The following is an 11,570-nucleotide window of genomic DNA, read 5'->3' as shown; positions in this document are numbered from 1 at the left end:
GTGCCGTCGCGGTTGCCATTCGACGCAATCTCAATGCCCACTAACGAAGGCTGCCGTTGGCCGCTCAGCCCTTCTGCGCGTAGAGCAGCGGCACCGCGGAATCCACCATCACCTCGATCAGGCTGGCGCCTTGATGCGAGAGGGCGCGCTGGTAGGCGCCCGGAAGCTCGGCCGATTTCGTCACCCGCGTCGCATCGCAGCCCATGCCCTCGGCGAGCTTGACGAAATCGATGCCGGGCAGGTCGAGGCCCGGCACGTTGCGCACCTGCATCACCTGGCTGAACGAGCGCATTGCGCCGTAGCCGGAATTGTTGAGCACGACGACGGTCAGCGGCAGCTTGCGCCGTGCGGCGGTCCACAGCGCTTGGATCGAATACATCGCCGAGCCGTCGCCGATCAGGCAGACCGTGCGCCCCACACGGCGGCCGAGCGCCATGCCGACCGCGGCCGGCAGGCTGTAGCCGAGGCCGCCGCTCGCCATGGTGTAGAAGCTGTCCTGGCCGTGCATCGGCATCGCCTTCTGCATCAGCGGACGGTGCGACGGCACTTCCTCGACCAGCGCATCGTGCGGTCCCATTGCGGCCGAGAGCGCGTGCAGCGCGTATTCCGCGGGGATCGGGTCGCCGGCCGCGGGCGCCGGCGGCAGGATGCGGCCAGCCGGCGCGGTACGCCTGGTCTCGGGCAGCATCTCGAGCAGTGCCGACAGCGCCGGCTTCATCGTCGCGACGATGCTGTAGCCGGTCGGCGTCATCGCGGCGGCATCGGGATCGTCGGTGATCTGGAAGATCGTGGTCGCGCCGTCGAAGATCGCGGCATGACCCTCGACATGGAACGTGAAGACCGGTGCGCCAACCACGACGACAAGATCGTGATCGCGCAGGGCATCGGAGAGCTGGCCCGGTGCGGCATGCAGGAAGCCGGCAAATTGCGGATGCCGCTCGGGGAACGAGCAGCGCGCCGAGAACGGGCTGGCCCAGACCGCGGCCTTCATCTTCTCGGCGACCTTCACCATGAGATCGACGGCTTGCGCGCGATCCACGGCGGGGCCGACGACGAGGGCAGGGCGCTTGGCCTCGCCGAGCGCGGCCACCAGCGACTGGATCGCGGCCGGATCGGGCCCGACCTCGCGGCTGACCTGGCGCGCCTCGAGCGGCTGCGTCGCATGCGCCCAGTCGTCGATCGGCACCGAGACGAAGGTCGGCCCGCAGGGCGGCTGCATCGCGACATAATAGGCGCGCGCGATCGCGGCGGGCACGTCCTCGGCGCGCGCCGGCTCGACGGCGAATTTCACGTAAGGCCGCGGAAATTCGGAGGCGCGCTCGGCATAGAGGAATGCCTGCAGCGGCATGATCGAACGCGCCTGCTGGCCGGCGGTGATCACGAGCGGGGTCTGGTTGCGATAGGCGTTGTAGATGTTGCCGAGCGCATTGCCGACGCCGGCCGCCGAATGCAGATTGACGAAGCCCGCATTGCGGGTCGCCAGCGCATAGCCGTCGGCCATGCCGACGACGGACGCCTCCTGCAGGCCGAGCACGTAGTCGATGTCGTCGGGCCAGTCGCTCAGGAACGGCAGCTCGGTCGAGCCGGGATTGCCGAACACCTTGTTGATGCCCCAGGCGCGCAGGAGGCCGAATGTGGCGTCCTTGACGGTGACGGTCTGGCCTTTGCTGGCGGCGGGTTTGCGCGATGACATCGGGCGGCTCCCATCTGTGTCTCGTTACGTTCCGTCCATTGCGGGCGGCAAAAGCGGAAAGGCAATCCACCTGTCGATGGATTGCCTGACGATGTCAAGCCGCTGCACCTATAGTTGCCACGGCAACGGCGGGAAATGATGCCGCTAGTTGGCCTTCTGCAACGCCGCGGTTTGCTTGGCGAGCTGCTTGTCGAAATCCTGCTCGAGCCCCGCCACATAGGTAACGTTTTCGCCCGGCTTGACGAACGGGTTCGGCGCGCCGTCCTTCATCTGCGCGCGCTTGGCCTGCATGTTGTAGACCTCCGGATGCGGCCCGAGCAGCACGTCGATCTTCATCGCCTTGACCTTGGCGAAGGTCGAGCGGTAGTCGTCGACGATGCCGGGATAGGTCGGACGGCCGACCAGCCGGTTCAGCGCCACCGTTCCGCTGCAGAAGAACAGCACGTTACGCTCCTGGTCGCCGTCCTTGACGCTCATCTCCCAGCTCGTGCAGCCGGGCGAATGGCCGGGCGTGGTGTGTGCGGTCAGCGTCGCATCGCCGAGCGTTACCTTGTCGCCTTCCTTGACGATGCGGTCGACCTTCACCGGCGCAAAGGCAAGATCGGCGTTGTTTTCGTCGCCCGGATAGTAACCGCCCTCAAGTAGGGGCTTGTCGCGCTCACCGGCGATCAGTTGCGCGCCGGTCTCCTTCTTGATCTCGGCGAAGCCGCCGGTGTGATCGAGATGGGCGTGGGTGTTGAGGATGTATTTGATGTCGGCCACCTTGAAGCCGAGCTTGGCGATGTTGTCCTTGATCATGCCGGTCGACTGCTGCATCGCCGTGTCCATCAGGATCAGCCCTTGCGACGACTTGATGATGTAGACCGCGATCCCGTCGGTGCCCACGTAGTAGATATTGTCGACCAGCTCGAAGGGTTCGAACGGCGCGGTCCATTTCTTCATGACTGTCGCCATGAAATCCTTGAGCGTCTGTGCCTGCGCACCGGTTGCGATCAGCGCGAGCGCGCACAGCGCGGCTGCGATCGTCCTCATGGTTGCCTCCCTGCTTGTTGTTGTTCGTGCACGGGCCGCACTATGCGTGCTGGCAACGCCGGCCGCAAGCGGCGGACGGCCGGCATTCGTGCGAACCGGCGGCCGTCCGTCCGGCTCATCCCTGTTCCGCATTCAGCTCGCGTATTGCGCGATGCCGTTGCCGAACGACCAGTTTTCCTTGGCGACTTCGACCAGGTTGATGAAGATATCGTCCGGGCGTCCCTGCAACTGGCTCTGGAAATCGTCCACGATCCGCCTGTAGAACGCCTTCTTCATCTCGACCGAACGCCCGGCATTCAGGGTGATCTGTATGAAGATGAGATCGTCGCTGTAGGTGTTGTCGAGATAGCTTTCGGCGTAGTTCAGGTCGCCGCGGTCATGCTCGGTGATGATCTGAAACTTGTCATTCTCCGGTACATTGATGACGTCGCGCATCGCCGTGTAGACAATCTCGCCCAGCGTCTTGCGAAATTCGGCGGACTTGCCGCGCTTCAGGTCGATACGGGCGAATGGCATGGTGGTCTCCTGTGTTATGCGGGGCTCGGCCGGATCGGCCCCGTGTGATCGAGAGGCTGCGACGGTGCGAATGCTTTCGCGTCGTCCGCTGGCACCGGCGGCGTCGGAAAATTCAGCGGGTCGCCTTGAAGGCCTCCGATCGCGCGTCGCGCTCTCTTTGATATTTGGGCGTTCGCTCGGCGACCATGTCCGCCCAATGCAGTAGCGCGCCGCAGGGCTCGGCATCAAGATCACCGCGACGCGGTGCACGCCTGCGGCGTGGTTGCTAGAGCATGATCCGGAAAAGTGCGGAGCGGTTTTACTCGCGCCAGACGCGGAGTATTTGCGCGGAGATCATGCTCACGGCTCGAGCGCGATGACAATTCAACCCAATCTCATCGCGCATGTGTCGAGTCATGCCCGATTGAGGCTGGCGCCGCGCTCGGACAAAACCTTCTCGGCCTTGGGCGTCAGCTCGTAGAGGTCGCCGTCTTTGGCGACGTATCCCTCCTTGATGAGCCGGTCGACTTCGCCTTGCACGTCGTCGGCAAAGGCGATGGATTGCGCGATGTCGCAGAGAACCGCGACCTGTTCGTCTCTAAGCATGGCGTCCTCCGTCAGGGCGGGGAACGCGCAAGCCGGCATTCGGTTCCAGCGACGGCCGAAACGGGATCAGACCATCTGACGCAGCAGGCCGATCAGGCGGCCGCATTCATCGTCCGTGCCGACCGTGATGCGCAGGAAATCCTCGATCCGCGGCTTCTGGAAATGCCGGACCAGGACGCCGCGCTCCCGCAGCTTCGCGGCGAGATCCGCGCCGCGATAGCGGCGATGGCGGGCGAACACGAAATTCGCCAGCGACGGCAGCACCTCGAAGCCCAGCTCGGAGAGGCCGCGGGCGAGCGCCTCGCGGCTCCTGATGATGCGTTGCCGGGTCTCTTCAAACCACGCGTCGTCTTCGATCGAGGCGACCGCGCCCGCGATCGCCAGGCAATCCAGCGGATAGGAGTTGAAGCTGTCCTTGACCCGCTCCAGCGCCTCGATCAGCGGGCGCTGGCCGATGGCGAAGCCGACGCGCAATCCAGCCAGCGCGCGCGACTTCGAGAGCGTCTGGATCACCAGCAGATTGTCGTGGCGCGCGACCAGCGGCACGGCGCTCTCGGCGCCGAAGTCGACATAGGCCTCGTCGACCACCACCAGCCGGTCGGGATGCTCGGTGACCAGCGCCTCGACCGCGGCACGCGGCAGTGCGATGCCGGTCGGCGCGTTGGGATTGCACAGCAGGATGGCGCTGCCCGGCCGCCGGTAGTCGGCGAGGTTCACTCGCATCGCGGCATCGAGCGGCACGGTTTCATAGCTGACACCATAGAGGCGGCAGTACACCGGGTAGAAGCTGTAGGTGATGTCGGCGAAGAGCAGCGGCGCGTCGTGCTTCAGCAGCGCCGGGAAGGCGTGAGCCAGCACCTCGTCCGAGCCGTTGCCGACGAACACCTCGTCCGCCGAGACGCCGTAGCGCGCAGCGATCGCCTCGCGCAGGGCGGATGCGCGCGGATCCGGATAGAGCCGCAGGCGATCCGTCGTCGCGGCGATCGCCGCCAGCGCGCGCGGCGAAGGTGCGTAGGGGTTTTCGTTGGTATTGAGCTTGACGAGGCCATCGATCTTCGGCTGCTCGCCGGGCACGTATGGCGACAGATTGTGGACGACCGAACTCCAGAAGCGACTCATGATCTGCGATCCAGGGATGAATGCGATCACAATACGGAATACGAGGCGCTGATGAAAGCGCCTCGTATTCCCTCGCATTCTGATCTGCGTCGTGCTCGCGCCCTACCAGGTCGCGGTGCCCTTCATGGTCGGCTGCCCCTCGGCATTCGCGGTCCACAGCTCGATGCCGCCGTTTCTGTCGTTGGCGTTGATCGAGAACTCGCTGCCCTCGAACAGCGGCTGCACGCCGCGATAGGTGAGCTTCTTCGGCGGCTTGCCGCCGCGCAGCTTGGCGGCGAGCTCGACGATGAAGGACGCCTGCAGCGGGCCGTGGAAGATCAGGCCCGGATAGCCCTCGACCTTGGTGACGTAGTCGCGATCGTAATGGATGCGGTGGCCGTTGAAGGTCAGCGCCGAATAACGGAACAGCAGCACCGGGTCGGAGACGTGGCTCTCGCGATGCTGTGCGGCCGGGGGAGGCGGCGGCGCCTTGGCGGGCGCTGCGGCGGGCGTGCCCGTCATCTCGCGATAGACGATGTCCTGCCGCTCGCGGACCGCCAGCCCGCGCGACGTCGTCACCTCGTGGTTGACCGAGACGAAGCACAGCGTGCCGGTCGAGCCCGATTTCACCGTGACGTCGGCAATGCGCGAGGTCCGCTTCGCGTCGTCGCCGACCCGCAGTGCGTCGAAGAATTCGAGCTCGCCGCCGGCCCACATCCGGCGCGGCAGCGGCACCGGCGGCAGGAAGCCGCCGCGGGTCGGGTGGCCGTCGGGGCCAAGCTGCGACATCGGAAATACCGGCTGTGCCAGGCACCAATGCGTGGTCCACGGTGCGGCATCGCCGGCCTGCGGCTCGCCGATCTCCTGGAACAGCGTCGCGCGCAGCCCCATCACCAGATATCTGGTGACGACGTCGGAGGCCTCCTGGGAGCGGCCGATCCACTGGCGGAGATGATCGAGGTCGAGTTTATCGGTCATGACTGTGTTGCCCGGGCAGGAGGGATTTCAGGAACGTTTGGTGCGCTCGCCGATCGCGGGCACCTTGCCGTAGTGCCTGTCCTCGCCGACGACGATCGCAGCCGGCGCCGGATAGCTGAGCTTGCCGTTCGGCGTGTCGACCTCGATGCGGCGCAGATGCGGATGCCTGGCGAGGTCGTCCATGCTGTTGACCTCGGCAAAGGCGATGTCGGCCTCGGCGAGCTTCGCCAGCAGGTCCTCGCGGGTGAGCCTGCCAAAGCTGTCGCTGACGATCTGGTCGGTCAACGCGCGGTTGCGCACGCGCTCGACCATGTTGGCAAAGCGCGGATCGTCGGGCAGGCCAGGCTGTCCCAGCACCTTGGCGCACAGTGTCTTCCACTCGCGCTCGCTCTGGATCGAGATCAGGATCTCCTTGCCGTCCTTGGAGCGGAACACGCCGTAGGGCGCGATCGAGGGATGGGCGAGGCCGATCCGCTTCGGCGACTTGCCGTCCTCGGCATTGAGCAGCGGCACGGTGAGCCAGTCGGCCATCACGTCGAACATCGAAATGCGGATATCGGCACCCTCGCCGGTGCGGCCGCGCCCGATCAGCGCCTCGAGGATCGACGCATGCGCGGTGGCGCCGGTCGCGACGTCGACGATCGACATGCCGACACGCGAGGCGCCCTCGGGGCCGCCGGTGATCGAGGCGAGGCCGCTCTCGGCCTGGATCAGCAGGTCATAGGCCTTGCGGTCGGCGTACGGACCGGTGTCGCCGTAGCCGGTGATCGTGCACATGATCAGCTTCGGATATTCCTTGCGCAGCCGCTCGCGCGAGAAGCCGAGCTTGTCCATCGAGCCCGGCTTCAAATTCTGCAGCAGCACGTCGGCGCCGGCGATCAGCTCCTCGAGCTGCGCGCGGCCTTCCTTGGTGGCGAGATCGACCACGGCGGAATCCTTGCCGCGGTTGAGCCAGACGAAATAGCTGCTCTGGCCCTTCGCCGCGGCGTCGTAGCCGCGGGCGAAATCGCCCTCGGGCCGTTCGATCTTGATGACATGGGCGCCGGCATCGGCCAGGCGTGACGAGCAGAACGGCGCGGCAACCGCCTGTTCGACGGCGATGACGGTCAGTCCCTCAAGTGGCAGCATGGTCAAGCAACTCAATAGGAGCGGGGCATGCCGAGCACGTGCTCGGCAACGAACGACAGGATCAAATTGGTCGAGATCGGCGCCACCTGGTAGAGCCGGGTCTCGCGGAATTTGCGCTCGACGTCGTATTCCTCGGCGAAGCCGAACCCGCCATGGGTCTGCACACAGGCATTGGCCGCTTCCCAGGAAGCATCCGCCGCCAGCATCTTGGCCATGTTGGCCTCGGCGCCGCAATCGAGACCCGCTTCATACTTGCGGGTGGCTTCCTTCACCATCAATTCCGCGGCGCACATCGAGGCGTAGGCTTTGGCGATCGGGAACTGAATTCCCTGGTTCTGGCCGATCGGCCGGCCGAACACGCTGCGCTCCTTGGCGTAGTTGGTGGCCTTGGCGATGAACCACTTGGCGTCGCCGACGCATTCGGCCGCGATCAGGATGCGCTCGGCGTTCATGCCGGAGAGGATGTAGCGGAAACCCTTGCCTTCCTCGCCGATCAGATTCTCCGCCGGCACCTTCATGTCGGTGAAGAACACCTCGGTGGTGGCGTGATTCATCATGGTGCGGATCGGGCGGATCTCCAGACCCTTGCCCTTCACCTCGCGCATGTCGACGATGAACACCGAAAGCCCGTCGGTGCGCTTCCTGGACTGCTCCTTCGGCGTGGTGCGCGCGAGCAGGATCATCAGGTCGGAATATTCGGCGCGGCTGGTCCAGATCTTCTGGCCGTTGACGATGTAATGGTCGCCCTCGCGGCGCGCGAAAGTCTTCAGCGAGGACGTATCGGTGCCGCTGGTCGGCTCGGTGACGCCGAACGCCTGCAGCCGCAATTCCCCGGTCGCGACCTTCGGCAGATACTTGGCCTTCTGCGCGTCGTTGCCATGCCGGAGCACGGTGCCCATCGTGTACATCTGGGCGTGGCAGCCGCCGCCATTGCAGCCGGCGCGCTGGATCTCTTCCAGGATCGCCGCCGCCGCCGACAGCTTCAGGCCCGCGCCGCCATACTCCTCGGGGATCAGCACCGAGAGATAGCCGGCCTCCGTCAGCGCATCGACGAACTCCTTCGGATAGGCCATCTGGCGGTCGAGCTTGCGCCAGTATTCGCCGGGAAATTGCGCGCAGAGTTTTGCGACGGCGTCGCGGATGTCGGAATGGTCGTCGGTGTGCTGATCGTGTGCGGTCATTGTTTCGTCTTGTTGAGTTTCGTCTTGTTGGGTTTCGTCTTGCCGAGAGATTGCGCCAGAGCATTTTCGAGCGAAGTGGAAACCAGTTCGCGTGAGGAAAACGCCCGCTGTTGTGGGGCCTCGGTAAACTCCCTATGCTGTTTTGTTATAGCGTATGAACCTGCCTTCCAGGATTGGCAAGTATGGATTTCCGCCAGCTTAGGACCTTTGCGTGCGTCGCGGAACTCGGGAGTCTGAGCAAGGCATCCGATACCTTGCGGGTCGCGCAGCCGGCGCTGAGCCGGCAGATCAAGCTCCTGGAGCACGAGCTGCGCACCGAATTGTTCACGCGCAACGGCCGCGGCATGGTGCTGACCGATGCCGGCCGGCTGCTGCTCGCGCGCACCGGCGGTATCGTGCGGCAGATCGACCAGATCCGGGATGACATCCAGTCCGCCGGCGGCGCGCCGTCCGGGCGCGTCGTGCTCGGGCTGGTGCCGACGGTGAGCTGTGTGATCTCGGCGCGGCTGGCGCGCCGCACGGTGGAGCGCTATCCCGGCATTTCGCTCTGCATCGTCGAAAGCTACAGCGGCCATCTGATCGAGTGGCTGCATCGCGGCGAGATGGACCTCGCCGTGATCTATGGCCCGTCGGTCGATCTGCATCTGGCGGTGCACAGCCTCGGACGCGATAGCATCGTCGCGGTCGGCCCGCGCGGCAGCGGGCTGAAGCAGAAGAAGCAGGTCGAGATCGGCTGGCTGCTGCGCCAGCGCCTGGTGCTGCCCAGTCATTCGCACGGGCTCCGCGCCATGATCGAGCATGCGGCGGCGAAGAAGAAGGTCACGCTCGACGTCAAGCTCGAGGCGGACTCGTTCCGCGTGCTGACCAGCCTGGTCGAGGAGGGGCTCGGATATACCATGCTGCCGCCGTCCTCGGTGCGCGGCGAGGTCGCGGAAGGCCGGCTCGAGACCGCGCCGATTGCGCGGCCGGCGCCGCGGCGCGAGCTGACCCTGGCCTCGCCGGTCGAGCATCCCGGCTCCAACGCCATCACGCTGATCGCAAGATTGCTGCGCGACGAGGTCGCCGCGTGCCGCGCCGAGGGGCTCTGGGATATCCAGCTCGCCTGAGCGCGGCTGCGCATCAACTCACCTTGAATCCGAGATGAGCGCGGAAACGGTTCTTGAGATATGTGCCGTCGCGCGGCGGCAGCGCGCGCTCGACTTCGCCGGCCGCGATCCTGATCCGCGCCAGCCGCGGGCCGCCACCGAGATCGCGCAGGCTCGCGCGGAAGCTTTCGAGGCCGGCGATGTCGGCGATATCGGAAACGTTGCTGATGCCCGCGCCGCTTGCGATCACCTCGAGCTTGGCCCCGAGGCCGGAGTGGCTGAGCTGCATGCCGGTCTCGCCGAAATGGCCGTTGTCGAGCACCGCGATCGAGAGATTGCCGGGCTGCTTGGTCGCGATGGTCAGCAGGCTGCCGATCCCCATGAACTGCTCGCCGTCGCCGGTGATAACGAGCACCGGCCGCTTCGGCTGCGCCAGCGCGAGGCCGAGCCCCACCATCGCGGCGCCGCCCATCGCGCCCCAGAGATAGAAATTGCCGGGATGCTCGCCGGCATCGAACAAATCATAGGACGAGGAGCCGAGCCCGGAGATCACGAGCAACTCGCCGCGCTCGGTGAGCAGCGCCTTCACGGCGGCGCGGCGATCGAGAGTGCCTGTTAGCGCTGACATCAATGCGTCTCCCTGGTCCACTTCTTGCGGCCGATCATCCGCTGCGAGATCAAGACCGCGACCTGCTGGTCGCCGTCATAGGCGAGCGAAGCTGCCGCCGAGATCACCTCCTCGGCGTCGTCGGGGTTGTCCAGCCGCAGCACGGTCGTCCCCATGATCTCGAACGCCTGCGGCGTCGCCCGGCCCATCGGGATCTGCCACGGATTGAACTCGGCCCATTCGCCGCGCATCGTCACGAGTGTGAGCAGCGGAAAGCGGCAGCTCGCCATCAGCGACAGCATGTTGACGCAATTGCCGACGCCGCTCGATTGCATCAAGAGCACCGCGCGGTCGCCGCCGAGCCAGGCGCCGGCGGAAAGCGCCACGCCCTCTTCCTCGGTCGTCAGCACAGTGGTCTTGATGTCGGCATCCGTGTGCGACAGCTTGATCAGCTTGGAATGTCCGGCATCGGGAACGTAGGACACTTGCGCCACGCCAAAATCCTTCAGCGTGCGGTAGATCGCAACCGGCCAGTCCCGGCTGGTCGCGCTGTCCTGGTGAGCGGCAATCTGGTCCATGACGGCCTCGGCTAGGGATGCGCAATGGCGCGTCCTCACAGCGGGAAGCTTAGCGCGAGGGGAAGCTTGAATCCCGTCGCATCTGGCTCGCGCAGCTATGCCGGAATTGTATACCCCCGTCATTGCGAGCTGAGCGAAGCAATCGATCCCTCCTCACGCGTGGAGGATGGATTGCTTCGTCGCTTCGCTCCTCGCAATGACAAGTTGCGGATTTAGGGTCGTTGGCGATTTTCCCCGCTCACGCGTTCGGCTGCAGAAACGTACCGTACTGCTTGCTCGCAGCGACCGCGGCGGCGGCCTGGCCGATGACGCGCATCGCCGCCATCATCGGCCACGGCCCAAGACTCACCCTGCGAACACCGGCACGGGCGAGCTCCGGAATTTCCGGAACGCCCCGCGTCACCATGATGTTGACCGGCAGCGGCGCCAGCTGGACGAGCCGCTCGACCAGCGCGAGGTCGGTCAAGCCCGGTACGAAAATTCCGTCGGCGCCGGCATCGGCATAGACCTTCGCACGTCTTGCCGCTTCGTTCAGGCATTGCTCGGGCGAGCCGAATTTCAGCAGAAACGGATCGGTCCGCGCATTGATGAAGAGATGAACTCCGAGCTGTTGCGCGGTGGCCCGTACGGCCCTGATCTTGGCGGCGTGCTGCTCGGGACTGATGAGTTGCCGCTTTCCGCCAACAAGCCCGTCCTCGATATTGATGCCGATGGCGCCGGCTTTCAGGATCCTGGCCACCGTATCAGCGACCGCCTCCGCCGTGTCGCCATATCCTGCCTCCAGATCGATCGATACCGGAACCGGGACCGAAGCGGTCATCCGCGAGACCAGGCCTTCCACCATGTCGAGCGGGGCGTTTTCGCCGTCGGCGTAGCCGAGCGCGGCCGCGACTGCGCCGCTGCTGGTCGCCACCGCCGGCGAACTCTTCGCGATTGCCTTGGCGGTGGCGACGTCCCAGGCGTTGAACAGGACGAGCGGATCGCCCGTCTTGTGAAGACCGTGAAACGCTTCGGCGTATTGCTGCTGTGTCGTGGCGTCCATTGCGCGCACTCCTGTTCAGAGGATTGAAAGATGGTGTAGTTGTCGCG

12 protein-coding genes are annotated in these 11,570 nt (G+C 65.5%); 1 reads left to right on the top strand and 11 read right to left on the bottom strand.

What is annotated here, in order from left to right; all coding sequences use genetic code 11:
• Positions 1 to 64 precede the first annotated feature (64 nt).
• From mdlC to ABIB78_RS32695, 8 genes are all read right to left on the bottom strand, one after another.
• Complete coding sequence (gene mdlC, locus ABIB78_RS32730; protein WP_429032275.1) at positions 65 to 1,693, bottom strand: benzoylformate decarboxylase; 1,629 nt, start codon at positions 1,691 to 1,693, stop codon at positions 65 to 67.
• 144 nt (positions 1,694 to 1,837) lie between these two features.
• The gene (blaBJP, locus tag ABIB78_RS32725) at positions 1,838 to 2,725 is read right to left on the bottom strand and encodes a BJP family subclass B3 metallo-beta-lactamase (RefSeq protein ID WP_429032273.1); all 888 of its coding nucleotides are present in this window, start codon (positions 2,723 to 2,725) and stop codon (positions 1,838 to 1,840) included.
• Between the two features lie 132 nt (positions 2,726 to 2,857).
• Entirely contained in the window at positions 2,858 to 3,241 is a 384-nt protein-coding gene (locus ABIB78_RS32720; protein WP_429032270.1) for a tautomerase family protein, read from the bottom strand.
• Between the two features lie 393 nt (positions 3,242 to 3,634).
• On the bottom strand, positions 3,635 to 3,826 hold the full coding sequence (locus ABIB78_RS32715; protein ID WP_050423827.1) for a hypothetical protein: 192 nt from the start codon (positions 3,824 to 3,826) through the stop codon (positions 3,635 to 3,637).
• A 66-nt stretch (positions 3,827 to 3,892) separates the two neighbouring features.
• Positions 3,893 to 4,945: a histidinol-phosphate transaminase gene (gene hisC, locus ABIB78_RS32710; protein WP_429032267.1), complete on the bottom strand. Its 1,053-nt coding sequence runs from the start codon at positions 4,943 to 4,945 to the stop codon at positions 3,893 to 3,895.
• 102 nt (positions 4,946 to 5,047) lie between these two features.
• A complete protein-coding gene (locus ABIB78_RS32705) occupies positions 5,048 to 5,902 on the bottom strand; it encodes an FAS1-like dehydratase domain-containing protein (protein ID WP_429032264.1) in 855 nt (284 codons plus the stop codon).
• A 27-nt stretch (positions 5,903 to 5,929) separates the two neighbouring features.
• Positions 5,930 to 7,030: a CaiB/BaiF CoA transferase family protein gene (locus ABIB78_RS32700; protein WP_429032261.1), complete on the bottom strand. Its 1,101-nt coding sequence runs from the start codon at positions 7,028 to 7,030 to the stop codon at positions 5,930 to 5,932.
• An 11-nt stretch (positions 7,031 to 7,041) separates the two neighbouring features.
• Positions 7,042 to 8,211, bottom strand: coding sequence for an acyl-CoA dehydrogenase family protein (locus ABIB78_RS32695; RefSeq protein ID WP_429032258.1), 1,170 nt, complete (start codon positions 8,209 to 8,211; stop codon positions 7,042 to 7,044).
• Positions 8,212 to 8,393: 182 nt separating this feature from the next.
• On the opposite strand from ABIB78_RS32695, the gene ABIB78_RS32690 reads away from it, so the two are divergent.
• On the top strand, positions 8,394 to 9,317 hold the full coding sequence (locus ABIB78_RS32690; RefSeq protein WP_429032255.1) for a LysR family transcriptional regulator: 924 nt from the start codon (positions 8,394 to 8,396) through the stop codon (positions 9,315 to 9,317).
• A gap of 13 nt (positions 9,318 to 9,330) precedes the next feature.
• On the opposite strand, the gene ABIB78_RS32685 is transcribed toward ABIB78_RS32690, so the two are convergent.
• The 3 genes from ABIB78_RS32685 to ABIB78_RS32675 form a co-directional block, all read right to left on the bottom strand.
• The gene (locus ABIB78_RS32685; RefSeq protein ID WP_429032252.1) at positions 9,331 to 9,924 is read right to left on the bottom strand and encodes a thiamine pyrophosphate-dependent enzyme; all 594 of its coding nucleotides are present in this window, start codon (positions 9,922 to 9,924) and stop codon (positions 9,331 to 9,333) included.
• Entirely contained in the window at positions 9,924 to 10,481 is a 558-nt protein-coding gene (locus ABIB78_RS32680; protein WP_429032249.1) for a phosphonopyruvate decarboxylase, read from the bottom strand. Before ABIB78_RS32680 ends, ABIB78_RS32685 begins: the two co-directional genes overlap by 1 nt.
• A gap of 238 nt (positions 10,482 to 10,719) precedes the next feature.
• Positions 10,720 to 11,523 carry an isocitrate lyase/PEP mutase family protein gene (locus ABIB78_RS32675; protein WP_429032246.1) on the bottom strand — a complete coding sequence of 268 codons (804 nt, stop codon included), beginning with the start codon at positions 11,521 to 11,523 and terminating at the stop codon, positions 10,720 to 10,722.
• Between the last annotated feature and the right edge of the window lie 47 nt (positions 11,524 to 11,570).

It is taken from the genome of Bradyrhizobium sp. I1.14.4 (assembly GCF_050435825.1).
Lineage (GTDB): Bacteria > Pseudomonadota > Alphaproteobacteria > Rhizobiales > Xanthobacteraceae > Bradyrhizobium.
The sequence above is the reverse complement of the archived record's forward strand: the minus strand, read 5'-3'. Positions and strand labels throughout refer to the sequence as shown.

What these genes read in the sequence shown, in the direction of transcription:
- mdlC (WP_429032275.1), bottom strand. Translation starts at nt 1,693, where the DNA reads ATGTCATCGCGCAAACCCGCCGCCAGCAAAGGCCAGACCGTCACCGTC.
- ABIB78_RS32675 (WP_429032246.1), bottom strand. Translation starts at nt 11,523, where the DNA reads ATGGACGCCACGACACAGCAGCAATACGCCGAAGCGTTTCACGGTCTT.
- ABIB78_RS32685 (WP_429032252.1), bottom strand. Translation starts at nt 9,924, where the DNA reads ATGTCAGCGCTAACAGGCACTCTCGATCGCCGCGCCGCCGTGAAGGCG.
- hisC (WP_429032267.1), bottom strand. Translation starts at nt 4,945, where the DNA reads ATGAGTCGCTTCTGGAGTTCGGTCGTCCACAATCTGTCGCCATACGTG.
- ABIB78_RS32690 (WP_429032255.1), top strand. Translation starts at nt 8,394, where the DNA reads ATGGATTTCCGCCAGCTTAGGACCTTTGCGTGCGTCGCGGAACTCGGG.
- ABIB78_RS32720 (WP_429032270.1), bottom strand. Translation starts at nt 3,241, where the DNA reads ATGCCATTCGCCCGTATCGACCTGAAGCGCGGCAAGTCCGCCGAATTT.
- ABIB78_RS32700 (WP_429032261.1), bottom strand. Translation starts at nt 7,030, where the DNA reads ATGCTGCCACTTGAGGGACTGACCGTCATCGCCGTCGAACAGGCGGTT.
- blaBJP (WP_429032273.1), bottom strand. Translation starts at nt 2,725, where the DNA reads ATGAGGACGATCGCAGCCGCGCTGTGCGCGCTCGCGCTGATCGCAACC.
- ABIB78_RS32715 (WP_050423827.1), bottom strand. Translation starts at nt 3,826, where the DNA reads ATGCTTAGAGACGAACAGGTCGCGGTTCTCTGCGACATCGCGCAATCC.
- ABIB78_RS32695 (WP_429032258.1), bottom strand. Translation starts at nt 8,211, where the DNA reads ATGACCGCACACGATCAGCACACCGACGACCATTCCGACATCCGCGAC.
- ABIB78_RS32705 (WP_429032264.1), bottom strand. Translation starts at nt 5,902, where the DNA reads ATGACCGATAAACTCGACCTCGATCATCTCCGCCAGTGGATCGGCCGC.
- ABIB78_RS32680 (WP_429032249.1), bottom strand. Translation starts at nt 10,481, where the DNA reads ATGGACCAGATTGCCGCTCACCAGGACAGCGCGACCAGCCGGGACTGG.